The 17245-nt window shown below is 66.7% G+C and carries 14 protein-coding genes; 4 read left to right on the top strand and 10 right to left on the bottom strand.

The window, feature by feature from the left end:
* Window positions 1-117: 117 nt before the first annotated feature.
* A complete protein-coding gene (locus KXJ60_RS06470; RefSeq protein ID WP_291125386.1) occupies window positions 118-2478 on the bottom strand; it encodes a bifunctional salicylyl-CoA 5-hydroxylase/oxidoreductase in 2361 nt (786 codons plus the stop codon).
* A 156-nt stretch (window positions 2479-2634) separates the two neighbouring features.
* Between KXJ60_RS06470 and KXJ60_RS06465 the strand changes: the two genes are divergently transcribed.
* A complete protein-coding gene (locus KXJ60_RS06465; protein WP_291125383.1) occupies window positions 2635-2949 on the top strand; it encodes a DUF1840 domain-containing protein in 315 nt (104 codons plus the stop codon).
* Window positions 2950-2976: 27 nt separating this feature from the next.
* Here the strand turns inward: KXJ60_RS06465 and KXJ60_RS06460 are convergent, their stop codons facing one another.
* The 9 genes from KXJ60_RS06460 to KXJ60_RS06420 form a co-directional block, all read right to left on the bottom strand.
* Window positions 2977-3990, bottom strand: a complete 1014-nt coding sequence (locus KXJ60_RS06460; RefSeq protein WP_291125380.1) for a tripartite tricarboxylate transporter substrate binding protein — start codon at window positions 3988-3990, stop codon at window positions 2977-2979.
* Between the two features lie 83 nt (window positions 3991-4073).
* Complete coding sequence (locus KXJ60_RS06455; protein WP_291125377.1) at window positions 4074-5060, bottom strand: tripartite tricarboxylate transporter substrate-binding protein; 987 nt, start codon at window positions 5058-5060, stop codon at window positions 4074-4076.
* 131 nt (window positions 5061-5191) lie between these two features.
* Window positions 5192-6445 carry an AMP-binding protein gene (locus tag KXJ60_RS06450; protein WP_291125375.1) on the bottom strand — a complete coding sequence of 418 codons (1254 nt, stop codon included), beginning with the start codon at window positions 6443-6445 and terminating at the stop codon, window positions 5192-5194.
* A 116-nt stretch (window positions 6446-6561) separates the two neighbouring features.
* Complete coding sequence (locus KXJ60_RS06445; protein ID WP_291125372.1) at window positions 6562-7371, bottom strand: ABC transporter ATP-binding protein; 810 nt, start codon at window positions 7369-7371, stop codon at window positions 6562-6564.
* A gap of 181 nt (window positions 7372-7552) precedes the next feature.
* Entirely contained in the window at window positions 7553-8884 is a 1332-nt protein-coding gene (locus KXJ60_RS06440; RefSeq protein WP_291125369.1) for an ABC transporter substrate-binding protein, read from the bottom strand.
* 65 nt (window positions 8885-8949) lie between these two features.
* Window positions 8950-10026: a branched-chain amino acid ABC transporter permease gene (locus KXJ60_RS06435; RefSeq protein WP_291125366.1), complete on the bottom strand. Its 1077-nt coding sequence runs from the start codon at window positions 10024-10026 to the stop codon at window positions 8950-8952.
* Between the two features lie 11 nt (window positions 10027-10037).
* Window positions 10038-10967: a branched-chain amino acid ABC transporter permease gene (locus tag KXJ60_RS06430; RefSeq protein ID WP_291125363.1), complete on the bottom strand. Its 930-nt coding sequence runs from the start codon at window positions 10965-10967 to the stop codon at window positions 10038-10040.
* A 12-nt stretch (window positions 10968-10979) separates the two neighbouring features.
* Window positions 10980-11777, bottom strand: coding sequence for an ABC transporter ATP-binding protein (locus tag KXJ60_RS06425; protein WP_291125361.1), 798 nt, complete (start codon window positions 11775-11777; stop codon window positions 10980-10982).
* Window positions 11778-11789: 12 nt separating this feature from the next.
* A complete protein-coding gene (locus KXJ60_RS06420) occupies window positions 11790-13736 on the bottom strand; it encodes an AMP-binding protein (RefSeq protein WP_291125358.1) in 1947 nt (648 codons plus the stop codon).
* A gap of 164 nt (window positions 13737-13900) precedes the next feature.
* On the opposite strand from KXJ60_RS06420, the gene KXJ60_RS06415 reads away from it, so the two are divergent.
* The 3 genes from KXJ60_RS06415 to KXJ60_RS06405 are packed head-to-tail and all read left to right on the top strand — an operon-like array spanning window position 13901 to window position 17211.
* Window positions 13901-14635 (top strand): Crp/Fnr family transcriptional regulator, encoded by a 735-nt coding sequence (locus KXJ60_RS06415; RefSeq protein ID WP_291125355.1) that lies wholly within the window; start codon window positions 13901-13903, stop codon window positions 14633-14635.
* A 7-nt stretch (window positions 14636-14642) separates the two neighbouring features.
* The gene (locus KXJ60_RS06410; protein WP_363318055.1) at window positions 14643-15800 is read left to right on the top strand and encodes a pseudouridine synthase; all 1158 of its coding nucleotides are present in this window, start codon (window positions 14643-14645) and stop codon (window positions 15798-15800) included.
* Between the two features lies 1 nt (window position 15801).
* On the top strand, window positions 15802-17211 hold the full coding sequence (locus KXJ60_RS06405) for an 8-oxoguanine deaminase (RefSeq protein WP_291125352.1): 1410 nt from the start codon (window positions 15802-15804) through the stop codon (window positions 17209-17211).
* Window positions 17212-17245 lie beyond the last annotated feature (34 nt).

Raw genomic sequence — 17245 nt, 5'->3', positions numbered from 1 at the left:
GCGCTGGATCGGGTCCCCCACGCTCCGCCGCTGCGCGGGTCGCTGCCCCCCGAGGGGGCTGATCCAGCTTGGGGCGGCCCTGCGCTGGATCTTGTGCCTCGCGTTCTTTCGCTGCGCTCATGCTCCCACCTCCTTGAGGGCTTGCTGGCGGGCGATTTCGCGGTAGAGCTGGTCGCGCCCGCTTTCGTAGGGGCGTGGCCATTCCACCGCGCGGGTCTGCAACTTCGCGGCTTCGTGCAAGGTCCAGGCCGGATCGGCCAGGTGGGGGCGCGCCACCGCGCACAGGTCGGCGCGCCCGGCCGCGATGATGCTGTTGGCGTGGTCGGCTTCGCTGATGGCGCCCACCGCCATGGTCAGGATGCCGGCCTCGTTGCGCACGCGGTCGGCAAACGGCGTCTGGTACATGCGGCCATACACCGGCCGGGCCTGACGCGTGGTCTGGCCCGAAGACACATCGATCACGTCGCAGCCAGCGGCTTTGAAGAGGCGCGCCATTTCCACCGCGTCGTCGGGCGTGTTGCCGCCGGGCGCCCAGTCGTGCGCGGAGATGCGCACGCTCATGGGGCGGTCGGCGGGCCACACCGCGCGCATGGCGGCAAACACTTCTAGCGGGTAACGGCAACGGTTGGCGAGCGTGCCGCCGTATGCATCGGTGCGCAGGTTGGTGAGCGGGCAGATGAAGGCCGAGAGCAGATAGCCGTGTGCGGCGTGCAGTTCGAGCCAGTCAAAGCCGGCGGCGGCGGCGCGCTGCGTGGCGTCGACAAAGGCGGCGGTGAGCGCGTCCATGTCGGCGCGGGTCATGGCGCGCGGCACCTGGTTCTGCTCGCCATAGGGCACGGCGCTGGCGGAGATCAGGGGCCAGTTGCCTTCGGGCAGTGGCTCGTCGATTTTTTCCCAGCCGAGTTGCGTGGAGCCTTTGGCACCGCTGTGGCCCAGCTGCAGGCCGATCTTGGCGCTGCTCTGGCCGTGCACGAAATCGGCGATGCGCTTCAAGCCAGCCTGCTGCGCATCGTTCCACAGCCCCGGGCAGCCGGGGGTGATGCGGCCTTCGGGCGTGGGGCTGGTCATCTCCACCATCACCAGGGCGGCACCGCCCAGTGCGCGCGCACCCAGGTGCACGAGGTGGTAGTCGCCCACCACGCCATCGGCCGCGCTGTACTGCGCCATGGGCGAGACGACGATGCGGTTCTTGAGCGTGACGCCGCGCACGGTAAGCGGCAGCAGCATCGGTGGTGTGGGGTGCTTTTTGAGAGGGGTACCCGGCGCCGCCTGTTGTGCGAGCCAGTTCTCGTAGCCTTCCAGCCACTTCGCATCGCGCAGTCGCAGGTTTTCGTGGCTGATGCGCTGGCTGCGCGTGAGCAGCGAGTAGGCAAACTGCTCGACCTCCATGCCCGTGTAGCGGTCCACGTTTTCGAACCACTCGGTGGAGTTGCGCGCTGCGTTCTGGATCTTGAGCACCTCCACACTGCGGCGCGCTTCGTAGCCCTGCAACACCTCGGCCACATCCGCATTGGCATGGCGCGCGAACTCGTCGGCCAGGTCGATGGCGTCTTCCAGGGCCAACTTGGTGCCGCTGCCGATGGAGAAGTGCGCGGTGTGGGCGGCATCGCCCATGAGCACGATCGGTGTCTTGCGGCCGGCAATGTCCTGCTGGTGTACCCAGGTGTTGCAGATCACGCGCGGGAAGCGGATCCAGATGGCCGAGCCGCGCAGGTGGGCTGCGTTGCTGATGAGCGGGTGTCCGTCCAGGTAAGGGGCAAACAGCTTTTCGCAGAATGCCACGCCATCGGCCTGGCTCATCTGGTCAATGCCGTGTGCCTTCCACACCGCTTCAGGCGTTTCCACGATGAAGGTGGAGGTCTCGCCGTCGAACTTGTAGGCGTGGGCCTGAAACCAGCCGTGCTCCGTCTGCACAAAGGCAAACGTGAAGGCGTCGAACGTCTTCTTCGTGCCGAGCCACACGAAGCGGCACTCCCGGTTGTCGATGTCGGGCTGGAAGGTCTCGGCGTAGCGCGTGCGGATGCGGCTGTTGAGGCCGTCGCTGGCGATCACCAGGTCGGCGTTGTATTGCGCGGCCAGCGCCTGGTCGTCGGCCACATCGGTTTCAAACACCAGGTTCACGCCCAGCGCCAGGCACCGGTCCTGCAGGATGTTGAGCAGCTTCTTGCGGCCAATGCCGCAGAAGCCATGGCCGCCCGAGCGCACGCGGCCGCCCTTGTAGAACACCTCGATGTCGTCCCAGTGGTTGAAGGCCTCACCGATCAGCGCGGCCGACTCGGGGTCGGCCCGGCGCAGGTTGCCCAAGGTCTGGTCCGAGAGCACCACGCCCCAGCCAAAGGTGTCGAAGGGGCGGTTGCGCTCGACCACGGTGACCGTGAGGGTGGGATCGCGTTGCTTCATCAGCAAGGCGAAGTACAGACCAGCCGGGCCCCCGCCGATGCAGAGGATGCGCTGGAGGGAGGAGGTGTAGGGGTTCATGCCTAATTAGTTTAGGTTTAAAATATATGATGCCAATCGGGTAAACCCGTAGCCATCTGCTGCGGTTTACGCCCAGGCCAGTGCGCTCAAAAAGTCGTCTGGTCTCAGCGGCTCATCGGTGCAAGAATGGTCTTCGCACCGCACAGGAGACAAACCATGTCTGTCTATCGATTCAAGTCCCGCGAAACGGGCGACCTCGTGATGCTCGCGCAGCACGGCCAACGTTTGCTGGAGATCCTGGGCAAGGACCCATCGGGCCCCGGTGTGATTCAGCCGCGCGAAATGAGCGCAGCGGTGCAGGCCATTCGCACCGCCATTGCCGAAGACGAAGCGCGCAGCAAGCAGGACGATGAGTCGCAGGACGACGCGTCCGCGGCAGACACGGTCAGCCTGCGCATGCGCAGTGCGCCCTTCATCGAGATGCTGCAGCGCTGCGAGCAGGCCGGCGTCGACATCGTCTGGGGCGTCTGAGGCCAGACGCCAGCCCGGCGCAGGGCGTCAGTCGACGCGCGCGCCTGATGCTTTCACCACCGCCGCCCACTTGGTGGTTTCCGCATCGATCAGGCGCGTGAACTCCGCTGGCGTGTTGCCGCTTGGAATCGCGCCCTGAGCCACCAGACGCTCCTTGACCGCGGGCTGGTTCATGGCCTTGGCGGTTTCCTGCTGCACGCGGTTCACGATGTCGGCGGGCGTGCCGGCCGGCGCGAGCAGGCCGAACCACGAACTCGCTTCAAAGCCCGGCAGGCTGCCCGCCTCGGCCACGGTGGGCACGTCGGGCAGCACCGACGAGCGCACCGCGCTGGTCACGGCAAATGCCTTGAGGCCACCCGACTGGATGTGGGGCATGGCCGAAGGCAGGTTGTCGAACATCACGTCCATGGCGCCGCCCAGCAGGTCGGTCAGGGCCGGGCCGGAGCCACGGTAGGGAATGTGCGTCATGAAGATGCCGGTGCGCGACTTGAACAGCTCACCCGCCAGGTGAATGGACGTGCCATTGCCGCTGGAGGCCATGTTCAGCTTGCCCGGGTTTGCCTTGGCGTATTTCACGAAGTCGGCCACCGACGCGATGCCCAGCGCCTGGGCCCGTTTCGTGTTCATCACCATCACGTTGGGCACACCGGCCACCAGCGTGATCGGGGCGAACTCCTTCTGCGGGTCGTAGGGCAGCTTGGCGTAGAGCGACTGGTTGATGCCGTGCGTGCCCACCGTGCCCATGAGCAGGGTGTAGCCGTCTGCGGGCGACTTGGCCACCACCTCGGCACCAATGTTGCCGCCCGCGCCAGCGCGGTTCTCCACCACGAAGCTCTGCCCGAAGGCCTTGCTGAGCTCAGGCGCGAGCACGCGCGCGAGGATGTCCGTGGTGCCACCGGGTGCAAAGGGCACCACGATGCGCACGGGCTTGTTGGGCCAGGCGCCTTGCGCGAGCGCGAGGCCTGGCAGGCAAAAAGCCGAGCCGGCGGCGGCCAGGCTCAGCAGGTGGCGGCGGCGCGATGCTGAAAAGCGGGTTTCCATCGATGTCTCCTCGGGTGGAAAAAAGAAAGCCGCCCGAAGGCGGCTTGCATGGAGCCGCCCTGTTCGGGCGAGCGAGGCGGGAATCAGTCGGCGAACTGGCCAGCGGCGTCGATCGCGGCCTTGAGCTTGGTGATCTCGTTGGCCACGAACGCCTTGTGGCCGGCAGGCGTCATGCGGTTGTCGGTCACGACGATGGCGCCCAGGTCTTCCTGGCTCTTGATGAACTCGGGGTCCTTCAGGGCCACTTGCAGGGCATCGTTGAGCTTCTTGGTCACGTCAGGTGGCGTGCCCTTCGGTGCGTACATGCCGTGCCAGATGGTCAGGTTGAAGCCCTTGAGGCCCATTTCCTGCAGCGACGGGTAGTCCTTGAGCAGCTTGTGGTTGGACAGCGGCTTGGCCGTGGTCACGGCGAAGGCCTTCACGCGGCCGGCTTCGATCTGCGCGGTGGTGTTGGTGGTCTGGTCGCACATCACGTCCACCTGGCCGCCGATCAGGTCGTTCATGGCCGGGCCCGTGCCGCGGTAGGCGATGGTGGTCATCGACTTGTCCAGCTTCACAGCCGATTGCCACATCAGGCCGCAGATGTGCGAGGCAGAACCCAGGCCGGCGTGCGCCAGGTTGAGCTTGCCGCCGTTGGCGCGGATGTAGGCTTCAAAGTCGCGGTACGTGTTGGCGTTGAGCTTGTTGGTGCCCAGCAGCGTCATCGGCACGTCGTTGATCATGCCCAGGAACTCGAAGTCCTCGAGCGGCTTGAACGTCTGCTTGCGGTACAGGCTGGTGGTGGCGGCCATGCCGATGTGCCAGACCAGCAGGGTGTAGCCGTCCGGCGTGGCGCGGGCCACCTTGGTGCCGGCAATCGTGCCACCTGCGCCGGCGGCGTTTTCCACCACGATGTTGGCGCCGCCCAGGGGCTTGCGCATGGCTTCGGCCAGGCGACGGGCCACCAGATCGGTCGGGCCGCCAGCGGCGAAGGGCACCACGAAGGTGATGGGCTTGCTCGGGAAGGCCTGGGCGAAGGCCCCGGACGACACGGCGACCGACAGGGCCGCCATGGCAAGAATCTTTTTCATAGGGTGCTCCAGAAAGGGTTGATATACCCCCGAATGGTAGTGCCGGCACCGCATGCCCGTATCGCGGAAATTACTTAGCCCCGGGCCGGGGAAAACCCTCGCCACACATACCCTCGCGCCACCAGGGGGCTTTACTGGTAGCTGCGCGCGTCCTCGATCACCTTGCCGTCGTTGGGCAGTGAGCCGGGCTGCACCAGCTCCACGTCGGCACGCAGTTTGGTGACGTCGCGCACCGCGCCTTCGATCTGCTGCGACAGGCTGGCGTCGGTGTCGTGCGTCTCCACGCGCAGGCACATGCGGTCGTTGGCCATTTCGCCGCTGACCACCAGGCGGGCTTTGCCCACCTGGGGAAACCGCTGCGCGATGGCCGCCACCTGGGAGGGGTGCACAAACATGCCGCGCACTTTGGTGGTCTGGTCGGCTCGACCCATCCAGCCCTTGATGCGCGGTGCGGTGCGACCGGTGGGGCAGGGGCCGGGCAGGATCGCCGACAGATCGCCCGTGCCGAAGCGGATGAGCGGATACGCCGGGTTCAGGGTGGTCACCACCAGCTCGCCCACCTCGCCGTCGGGCACGGGCTCGCGGGTGCCGGGGCGCACGATCTCGACGATCACGCCTTCGTCGAGCACCAGCCCTTCACGCGCGGTGGTTTCGTAGGCCACCAGGCCCAGGTCGGCCGTGGCGTAGCTCTGGTACACCGCCACGCCGCGCTCGGCGAACCAGTCGCGCAGGCTGGGGGGCAGCGCTTCACCGCCCACCACCGCCTTGCGCAGGCTGCTGATGTTCGTGCCGCTCTCCTGTGCCTTTTCAACCAGGATGCGCAGGAAGCTGGGGGTGCCCGTGTAGGCCTCGGGCTTGAGCTCGGCAATGGCCTGCAGTTGCTGCTCGGTCTGGCCGGTGCCAGCGGGAAACACCGTGCAGCCCACCGCATGCGCGCCCGACTCCAGGATGAAAGCCCCCGGGGTCATGTGGTAGCTGAACGCGTTGTGCACCAGGTCGCCGGCACGAAAGCCGGCGGCAAACAGGCAGCGGCCCGCGCGCCAGTAGTCGCGCACATGTCCCTCGGGCTCATAGATCGGGCCTGGCGAGGAGAACACCCGCGTCATCGCCGGGCCCCGCACCAGCGTGGAGAAGCCGCCAAACACATCGGTGGCGCGCAGGGCGGTCTGGCGCTCCAGCAGTTCCGTCTTGCGCGTGACGGGCAGCCGCGCGAGCGCCGCGCGGCTGTTCACGCTGGCGGCGTCGATGCCCTGGAGGATCTCTGCAAATGCGGCGCTGTGGCGCTGGGCGTGTGCCACCTGACCGGCCAGGGCGCCCATCTGCTCGCGCTCGCGCTGCTCGGGTGGGCGGGTTTCCAGTGCATCGAAAAATTCAGGCTGTGCCATGGCTGCAATGTGTGAAGGTGAGGTGACTGACCACGATGCGGCCGCGCGACTCTGGCGGGCCGCCGCATCGCCCCTGAAGGGTGACTCGCGGGTGGCGAGGCGTGGGTGGATTGGCTTTACGCGAGCCAGCGCTTCCTGCGCTTGTAGCTCTTGACGTCCTTGAAGGATTTGCGCTCGCCCCCGCCCATGCCCAGGTAGAACTCCTTGACGTCCTCGTTGTTGCGCAGCTCGCTGGCCACGCCGTCCATCACGATGCGTCCGCTCTCCATGATGTAGCCGTAGTCCGCGTACTTGAGCGCCATGTTGGTGTTCTGCTCGGCCAGCAGGAAGGTCACCTTCTCTTTCTGGTTGAGGTCCTTGACGATCTCGAACACCTCTTCGACGATCTGCGGCGCCAGCCCCATGGACGGCTCGTCGAGCAGCATCACGTTGGGGTTGGTCATGAGGGCGCGACCAATGGCGCACATCTGCTGTTCGCCACCCGAGGTGTAGGCGGCCTGGCTGGTGCGCCGCGTCTTCAGGCGCGGGAAGTAGTTGTAGACCTTCTCCAGGTTGGCCGCGATCTCGGCCTTGCTCTTGCGGGTGTAGGAGCCGGTCATGAGGTTTTCCTCGATGGTGAGGTGGGCAAAGCAATGCCGCCCTTCCATGACCTGCACCACCCCGCGCTGCACCAGGTCGGCGGGTGAGAGGTTTTCGATGCGCTCGCCGCGCAACTCGATGCTGCCCTTGGTGACCTCCCCGCGTTCGCCCTTGAGCAGGTTGGAGATGGCGCGCAGCGTTGTCGTCTTGCCCGCGCCGTTGCCGCCCAGAATGGCCGCAATCTGCCCTTCGGGCACCTGCAGCGACACGCCCTTGAGCACCAGGATGACGTGGTTGTAGATGACTTCGATGCCGTTGACGTTGAGGACGGTGTTGGGTGTGCTCATGGGGATTCCTTGGGGACCATTCGCAAGGCACGGCGCGCCGGCCTTGCAGATGGTGGCTGGCGAACCAGCCGGCCCGCCGACCGCGAGGACGCCTTCCAGGGGCACGGAGGGTCCGGCTTTGCCGGTCCGAAGTGCCGCCCCCTGGAGGGGGTCGCGCGCAGCGCGGCGGGGGTGGGTCAGATCACGACGCGCAGTCCGATGCCGGACGGCGGCTCATCTTCTTGTCGGCCAGGTACTTGTCGGCACCCGCCTTGACCATTGGCTTGATGATCTGCTCGTCGGCTTCCATGAAGTCCGAGGTGAAGTTCCACTTGGCGCCGTCCCAGGTGTGCACGCGGGCCCAGGTCGAGCCCATGTGGTCGTTGCACGAGGTGGAGAGCGGCCGCATGATGCCGGCGAAGCCCAGCGCATCCAGCTTCTTCTGGTCCAGCGCCAGGTTCTCCAGGCCCCAGCGGACCTGTTCACCCGTCATGACCTTGCCCTTGCCGAAACGCTCCTGTGCGCGCTTGACGGCTTCGATCGACAGCATCTGGATGATCACGCCGCGGGTGTACAGCACCGAGCCGACTTCGTCCTTGGGTCCCGTGCCCTGGCCCTTGTCGTGCACCAGCTTCAGGATGTCCTGGATCACCTTGGGCTGCGTGCCCGAGGTGTTGAGCGCCAGCGCGTTGTAGCCCTTGGCACCTTCGCCCACGTCCTTCACGTCAGGCTCGGCACCCGCCCACCACACGCCGTACATCTTGTCGCGCGGGTAGCCAGTGGCCTGGGCTTCCTTGAGGGCGGTGGAGTTCATCACGCCCCAGCCCCACAGCAGCACGAAGTCCGGCCGGCTCTGGCGCACCTGGAGCCAGGCGGCCTTCTGCTCGACGCCGGGTGCCGTCACGGGAATCAGCTGCAGGTCAAAGCCGTGCATCTTCGAGCGCTCCTGCAGCACGGGAATCGGTTCCTTGCCGAAGGGCGAGTCGTGGTACACGAGGGCGATCTTCTTGCCCTTGAGCTTGTCCATGCCGCCTTCTTTTTTGCCGATGTGCTGGATCAGGATGTCGGCGCCGGTCCAGTAGCTGCCCATCAGCGGGAAGTTCCATTTGAAGGCGTTGCCGTCTTGCGCCACCGATAGGCCATAGCCCAGCGTGAGCAGCGGAATCTTGTCGGTGGTCACCTTCTCCGTCAGTGCGAACGTGATGCCGGTGGCCTGCGGGTCAAACAGCGCCACGCCCGGACGGCTCTTCAGGCGCTCGTAGCACTCCACGCCGCGGTCGGTGGCGTAGCCCGTTTCGCATTCCTCAAACGTGAGCTTGACGCCGTTGATGCCGCCGTCGCGCGCGTTGACGAGCTTGATGTAGTCCTGCTTGCCGTTGGCCCAGGGCGTGCCGTTGGGCGCATAGGGGCCGGTGCGGTAAGACAGCAGCGGGAAGAACTGCTCCTTGGCCTGCGCAAACGCGCTGGTGGCCACCAGCGAGGAAGCGCCTGCCGCCACAGCGGCAACGGCGAGGATGAGATGGCGAAGCTTCATGGTTTGTCTCCTGTTGATGAAGGGGGAAGCGGGCGGGGAACTCTGGCGGTGGAATGCGTGGCGGGTCAGTGCGGGAAGGGCCACAGGCGAAGCTTCTGCTTGCCAATGGACCAGAGACGGGCGAGGCCGTGCGGCTCGACGATGAGGAACCAGACGATCAGGCCCCCGAAGATCATCAGCTCCACGTGTGACACCGCGGCCGTGGACATGGTCATGCCGAACACCCCGGCGATGGCGGGCAGCAGCTGGTTGAGCACGATGGGCAGCACCACGATGAAGCCCGCGCCGAAGAAGGCGCCCATGATCGAGCCCAGGCCGCCGATGATCACCATGAACAGCAGGCGAAACGAGATGTCGACCCCGAAGGCCGCCGGTTCCCAGGCGCCGAGGTAGACGAACGCCCACAGGCCACCGGCCACGCCGATGATGAAGCTGCTGACCGCGAAGGCGGTGAGCTTGGCGTACATGGGGCGGATGCCGATCACGGCGGCCGCCACGTCCATGTCGCGGATGGCCATCCATTCGCGGCCGATGGCCGAGCGCACCAGGTTCTTCGCCAGCAGCGCCAGCACCACCAGCACCGCCAGGCAGAAGAGGTACTTGCTCACGGCGCTCTCGATGGGCAGGCCAAACACCTGCAGGTTGTTCACCGACACCGAGCCCGAGGGCGAGTCGTTCACGAACCACTTCACGCGCAGGAACATCCAGTCGGAGAAGAACTGCGCTGCCAGCGTGGCCACGGCGAGATACAGGCCTTTCACCCGCAGGCTGGGCAGCCCGAAGAGCACGCCGAACACCGTGGCGCACAGCCCGCCGAGCAGCAGCGCGGGAATGAGCGGCATGCCGGGAATGCGCACGAAAAAGTTGTAGGCCATGTAGGCGCCCACCGCCATGAAGGCGCCGGAGCCCAGCGTGATCTGTCCGCAGTACCCCACCAGAATGTTCACGCCGAGCGCGGCCAGCGACATGATCAGGAAGGGGATGACGATGGCGCGCATGAGGTAGTCGCTGGCGAGCATCGGCACCAGCACGAACGCGGCCGCGATCAGCGCGAGGACGAGCCAGCGGTCCTGTGCGATCGGGAAGATCTGCTGGTCCGCGCGGTAAGAGGTCTTGAATTGACCGTTTTCTCTGTAGAACATGTGTCAGTACCTCAGACGCGGTCGATGATCTTTTCGCCGAACAGACCTTGCGGGCGGAAGAGAAGGAAGACAAGGGCGAGCACGTAGGCAAACCAGATCTCGATGCCGCCGCCCACAAAGGGGCCGAGGTACACCTCGGAGAGCTTCTCGCCCACGCCGATGATCAGGCCGCCGATGATGGCGCCGGGCACCGAGGTGAGGCCACCCAGGATCACCACCGGCAGCGCACGCAGCGCCAGCGTGGTGAGCGAGAACTGCACGCCCAGCTTGGAGCCCCAGATGATCCCGGCCACCAGCGCGGTGATGCCGGCCACGAACCACACGATCACCCAGATGCGGTTGAGCGGGATGCCAATGGACTGCGCGGCCTGGTGGTCGTCGGCCACGGCGCGCAGCGCCCGCCCGGTGCTCGTCTTCTGGAAGAACAGCGAGAGCAGGGCTACCAGCAGCGCGGCGATGCAGGCGGCGTACACGTCTTCGAGGTTGACCAGCACGCCTCCCTGGAAGGTGCCTTCGAACAGGAAGATCGGGTCCTTGGGCATGCCGACGTTGATCGGGTAGATGTTGGAGCCAAACAGCGTCTGGCCCAGACCGTCGAGGAAGTACGTGATGCCCAGCGTGGCCATGAGCAGCGTCACGCCTTCCTGGTTGACCAGGTGGCGCAGCACCAGCCGCTCGATCAGCCAGGCCACCACCCACATGACCGCACCGGCCAGCACGAACGCCACCATGTTGGCCAGCACACGGCTTTCAATGCCCAGCCACTGCGGCGCCCACTCCGAGAAGCGGGCCATCGCCAGCGCCGCAAAGAGCACCATCGCGCCCTGCGCGAAGTTGAACACGCCCGAGGCTTTGAAGATCAGGACGAACCCGAGCGCCACCAGCGAATACAGCATGCCGGCCATGAGGCCGCCAAGAAGAGCTTCCAGAAAAAATGCCATGGTGTTTCTCGCTCAGTGACTCGTGCCGAGGTAGGCGCGGATCACCTCCTCGTTGGTGCGGACTTCGTCGGGCGTGCCGTCTCCGATCTTCTTGCCGTAGTCGAGCACCACGACGCGGTCGGAGATGTCCATCACGACGCCCATGTCGTGCTCGATGAGCACGATGGTGGTGCCGAATTCGTCGTTCACATCCAGGATGAAGCGGCTCATGTCCTGCTTCTCTTCCAGGTTCATGCCGGCCATGGGCTCGTCCAGCAACAGCACCTGCGGCTCCATGGCCAGCGCGCGGCCCAGGTCCACGCGCTTTTGCAGGCCGTAGGGCAGCTGGCCCACGGGGGTTTTCCGGTAGGCCTGGATCTCCAGGAAGTCGATGATGTGCTCGACGAATTCGCGCTGCGCTTCTTCTTCCTTCTGCGCCCCGCCGATGCCGAACGGGTTGCGAAACGCCTGTGCGAGCAGCCCGCTTTTGATGCGCAGGTTGCGCCCGGTCATGATGTTGTCGATCACGCTCATGCCCTTGAAGAGCGCGAGGTTCTGGAAGGTGCGCGCGATGCCCATCTCAGCCACCTGGCGGCTGTTCATGTGCTTGAACGTCTGGCCCCGGAAACTGATCGATCCATCCTGGGGCTGGTAGACGCCGTTGATGCAATTGAGCATGGAGCTCTTGCCGGCGCCGTTGGGGCCGATGATGGCGCGGACCTCGTGCTCGCGCACGTTGAAACTGATGTCGGTGAGCGCCTTGACGCCGCCGAACCGCAGGCTGATGTTCTGGACGTCGAGGATGACGTCGCCAATCTTCTTCTGTGTCATGTGCGTGGGATCTCAGGCGGCGGCCTTGACGGGTTGGAAGGTCTTTGCATCGCTCAGCTTGAGCGTGGCACTCACCGAACCGGTGCGCCCGTCTTCGAACTTGACCTGCGTTTCGATGTATTGCTCGTGCCTGCCGCCGTACAGCGCTTCGATGAGCACACCGTACTTCTCGGCAATGAAGCCGCGGCGCACCTTGTTCGTGCGGGTGAGCTCGCCGTCGTCGGCGTCGAGTTCCTTGTGCAGCACGAGGAAGCGGCTGATCTGGCTGCCTGCCAGCAGCTCGTCGCGGCTGAGGTCGGCATTGACCTTCTCCACGCACTCGCGGATGAGTTCGTACACCTCGGGTTTCTGCGCCAGGTCGGTGTACCCCGCGTAGGGCAGGTTGCGCCGCTCGGCCCAGTTGCCCACGGCCTCGAAGTCGATGTTGAGCATCACGCACACCTGGTCGCGCTGGTCGCCGTAGGCCACCGCCTCCTTGATGTGCGAGAAGAACTTGAGCTTGTTCTCGACGTACTTGGGCGCGAACATCGCGCCGTCGTGCGCGCCGCCCTTCAGGCGCCCCACGTCCTTGACGCGGTCGATGATCTTGAGGTGGCCGCTGGCGTCGATGAAGCCCGCATCGCTGGTGTGGTACCAGCCGTCTGCGGTGAGCACCTCGGCGGTGGCCGCCGGGTTCTTGTAGTAGCCCTTGAGCAAGCCGGGCGACTTCACCAGGATCTCACCCGTTTCAGACAGCTTGATCTCCACGCCCTCGCAGGGCACGCCCACCGTGTCGGCGCGGGCTTCGTGGTCGGGCTGCAGGCAGACGAACACGGCGGTCTCGGTGGAGCCGTAGAGCTGCTTGAGGTTGATGCCGATGGAGCGGTAGAAGCTGAAGAGGTCGGGGCCGATGGCTTCGCCGGCGGTGTAGGCCACACGCACGCGGCTCATGCCGAGGTTGTTGCGCAGCGGGCCGTACACCATCCAGTCGCCCAGGCGGTACTTGATGCGGTCGAGCAGGCCGACGGGCTTGCCGTCCAGGCGATCAGGACCCACGCGGCGCGCCAGGTCCATGAAGCGGTGGAACATGCCGCGCTTGAGGGCACCGGCGTCTTCCATGCGGATCATCACGCTGGTGAGCAGGCCCTCGAACACGCGGGGCGGGGCGAAGTAGTAGGTGGGGCCGACTTCCTTGAGGTCGATGGTGACGGTGGAGGCGGATTCGGGGCAATTGACGACGTAGCCCGCCGCCAGCCACTGCGCGTAGCTGAAGATGTTCTGCCCGACCCAGGCGGGCGGCAGGTAGGCCAGCACTTCGTCGGCGGCGGTGAGCTTGTCGAAGCGCGCGCCCACGCTGGCGCGGTTGATCAGCGAGAAGTGGGTGTGCACCACGCCCTTGGGGTTGCCCGTGGTGCCGCTGGTGAAGAACATGGCGGCCACGTCGTCGGCGCGGCCCTGCTCCACCTGCTGCAGAAAGAGCTGTGGATGGGCCTGGGCGTGGGCGCGGCCGGCCTCGATGAGGGACTCGACGCTGCCCAGCCCGGGCTGGTCGTAGTTGCGCAGGCCGCGCGGGTCGTCGTAGTAGATGTGGGTGATCTGCGGGCAGCGATCGCGGATTTCCAGCATCTTGTCGACCTGCTCCTGGTCTTCCACCACGCAGAAGCGCACCTCGGCGTTGTTGATGGGGAACACGCATTCGTTGCCCACCGCGTCCTGGTACAGCGGCACGGGGATCGCCCCCAGCGACTGCGCGGCCAGCATGGTGGCGTAGAGGCGAGGGCGGTTGGCGCCGATCACCACCATGTGCTCGCCGCGCTGCAGCCCGGCCTGGTGCAGACCGCAAGCCAGAGCTTCCACCAGCTGCGCCATGGCGGCCCAGGTGGTGGTCTGCCAGATGCCGTATTCCTTTTCGCGCATGGCCGCGCCGTCGGGGCGGGTCTTCGCGTGGCCCAGCAGCAGCCGGGGGAAAGTGTCTTGCATGCGTGTCTCCTGAGGCCGGCGCCTGGGTGCCGGTGGCAGGAATGTCCCAGGTGAGACATCCCGATCTGCGGTGCATCGTAGGCCTAAGTTTGACGTCATGTTGTCGGTTCGACGACAATCTCGGGTCATCCCTCTTAGGACTTTCCCTTAGCTCTCGCGCACCCATGAAGACCCTCACTCCCCGCCATTCCGGCACGGTGCTGCGCGACCGCGCACGCCCCGCCACAGAGCAGGAACTGGCCGAAATTCCGTGGTTGTCCCGCCTCACGCCGACCGAGCGCGAGCGTGCCGTGGCGTCACTGGTGGTGGGGGATGCCGAGACGGGCGACTACGTCTGCCGCTTCGGTCGCCCGGTGACGTACTGGTTTGGCCTGGTCGATGGCCTGCTGAAGATGAGCAACGACGATTCGCAGGGGCCGGTGATCACTTTCACCGGCGTGGCGCCCGGTGGCTGGTTTGGCGAGGGCACGGTGCTCAAGCACGAGCAGTACCGCTACAACATCCTCGCGCTGCGCAAGAGCCGGGTGGCTGGCTTGCCGGTGGAAACGTTTGACTGGCTGCTGGACCATTCCATCGGGTTCAACCGCTTCGTGATGCTGCAGCTCAACGAGCGTCTGGGCCAGTTCATTGCGGCGCGCGAAATTGACCGCCTCAACAACCCCGACCTGCGGGTGGCGCGCAACCTGGCGGCGCTGTTTCACCCCTTGCTCTCGCCCAACGTGGCCGGTGTGTTGCGCATCACCCAGCAGGAGCTGGCGTACCTGGTGGGCCTGTCGCGCCAGCGCGTCAACGAAGCGCTGACCACGCTCGCCGCCAAGGGCTGGATCCGCGTCGAATACGGGGGCTTGCGCGTGCTCGATCTCGCGGCGCTGCGCTCGGGCGTGCTCGATGAGGGATGATCGACGCATGAGCACCGACAAACCCGCCGCCCGCACCCTGAAGCTGAAACCGGGTGCCGCGAGCAAACCACCCGCCGACCCCTTTGCACCGCGCCGCGCGCCGGTGCGCCCGCCAGGCCCGGCGCGCGCCAAAAGCGTGTCGGCTTCGGCGCCCAAGCCACCGCGCGAGCCTTCGCAGGGGTTTGGTGCGGACCGCCCGCGCAATGGCCCTTCGGCAGCGCCTCGCGGCGATGACTTTGGCCGCAGTGAACGCCCCGCTCCGCGCCGCAGCGACACCCCCCAAGGCGCTGCCGCGCGGCCCCCTCGCGGCCTTGCGCCCGCGCCCCGTCCGCAGGCACCGCATCGGCCAGACCTTGCCCGCGTGGGCAACGTGCGCGGCGAAATTCGCTTGAACAAGCGCATGGCCGATCTGGGACTGTGCTCGCGCCGCGAGGCCGACGAATGGATCGCGCGTGGCTGGGTGAAGGTCAATGGTGAGCCGGCGGTGATGGGCCAGCCCGTGCCGCCGGACGCGCAGGTCGAGGTCGCGCCGCAGGCGCGCCACCAGCAGAGCGGGCAGGTCACCATCCTGCTGCACAAGCCGGTGGGCTATGTGAGCGGCCAGCCCGAAGACGGCCACGAGGCAGCGGCCACGCTGATCGGCGCGCCCAGCCAGTGGCGCGGCGATGCCCGCACACCCGCCGACGGCCGCCGCTTTGCCCCGGAGCACACCCGCGGCCTGGCGCCTGCAGGCCGGCTTGACATCGACTCCACCGGCCTGCTCGTGCTCACGCAAGACGGGCGCGTGGCCCGCACGCTGATTGGCGAGAGCAGCGGCGTGGAGAAGGAATACCTGGTGCGCGTGCACTTCGCGCCCAACGGCCCGCAGGGCTCGGGCGTGGTGACACAGGACGTGCAGGCCGTGTTTCCGGCCGCCCAGCTGGCGCTGTTGCGCCATGGCCTGAGCCTCGATGGCCAGGCCTTGCGCCCCGCGCAGGTGGACTGGCAAAACCCCGAACAGCTTCGCTTCGTGCTCACCGAGGGCAAGAAGCGGCAGATCCGCCGCATGTGCGAGCAGGTGGGCCTGCATGTGGTGGGCCTCAAGCGCATCCGCATTGGCCAGGTGGTGCTGGGCAACCTGCCGGTGGGGCAATGGCGCTTTCTGGGCGCGAACGAGCGTTTCTGACATGGGCGCCGCGCATTCCCCGCTGGTGCTGCGCCACGCCGACGTGGTGGTGACAATGGACGCCCAGCGGCGCGAGATCGCCGACGGCGCGGTGGTGGTCAACGGACCGGCCATTGAGTGGGTGGGCCCCACGGCGGCGCTGCCCACACCGTGGCTCGATGCGCTGGCCAATGGCGCGGCGCAGGCGATCGACCTGCGCGGCCATGTGCTCATGCCCGGGCTGGTGAACACCCACCACCACATGTACCAGAGCCTCACCCGCGTGGTGCCGCAGGCGCAGGACGCCGAGCTGTTTGGCTGGCTCACGAACCTGTACCTGCTGTGGGCGGGGCTCACGCCCGAGATGGTGCGCGTGTCCACCCAGACCGCCATGGCCGAGCTCATGCTCTCGGGTTGCACCACCACCAGTGACCACCTCTACCTGTTCCCCAACGGCGCGCGCCTGGACGATTCGATTGACGCCGCCGATGCCATGGGCATGCGCTTTCATGCCGCGCGCGGCAGCATGAGCGTGGGCCGCAGCGCCGGTGGCCTGCCGCCGGATTCGGTGGTCGAGACCGAAGCCCAGATCCTGGCCGACAGCGAACGGCTGATCGCGCGCTGGCACGACGCTTCTCGCCACAGCATGCGGCGCATCGTGCTGGCACCGTGCTCGCCTTTCTCCGTTTCGCGCGACCTCATGCGCGAGTCCGCCGTGCTGGCGCGCTCGCAAGGCGTGTCGCTGCACACGCACCTGGCCGAAAACGACAACGATGTGACGTACTCGCGCGAGAAGTTCGGCATGACGCCGGCCGAATACGCCGAGGACCTGGGCTGGGTCGGTCACGACGTGTGGCACGCCCACTGCGTCAAGCTCGATGAACCCGGCATCGCCGTGTTCGGGCGCACCGGCACGGGCGTGGCGCATTGCCCCTGCTCGAACATGCGCCTGGGCTCAGGCATTGCGCCGGTGGGCGCCATGCGCCGCGCGGGCGTGCCGGTGGGCCTGGGTGTGGACGGCAGCGCCTCCAACGACGGCGCCCACATGCTCGGCGAGGTGCGCCAGGCGCTGCTGTTGCAGCGCGTGGGCTTTGGCCCCGGCGCGCTCACCGCACGCGAGGCGCTGGAGATCGCCACGCTGGGTGGCGCCCGCGTGCTGGGTCGCGACGACATCGGCGCGCTGGTGCCGGGCATGTCGGCCGATCTGGTCGCCTTCGACCTGCGGGGCGTGGCGCACGCGGGCGCAGGACACGACCCGGTGGCCGCGCTGGTGTTCTGCCAGAGTGCCAACGCGTCGCTGAGCGTGATCAACGGCCGCGTGCGCGTGCGCAACGGGCGGCTGGTGGATATGGAGATCGAGCCCCTGCTGGAGCGGCACCGGGCGCTGGCCCGCACCCTGTACGAGTCGGCGCGGCATCCCCACACCGCCTGAGTCGCTGCGCTGTCACACAAGTTTCGTTGACCGG

It is taken from the genome of Hydrogenophaga sp. (genome assembly GCF_019264445.1).
In the GTDB taxonomy this organism is placed as follows: Bacteria; Pseudomonadota; Gammaproteobacteria; order Burkholderiales; family Burkholderiaceae_C; genus Hydrogenophaga.
Note: the sequence above shows the minus strand (reverse complement) of the source record. Positions and strands in the feature narration are given on the sequence as shown.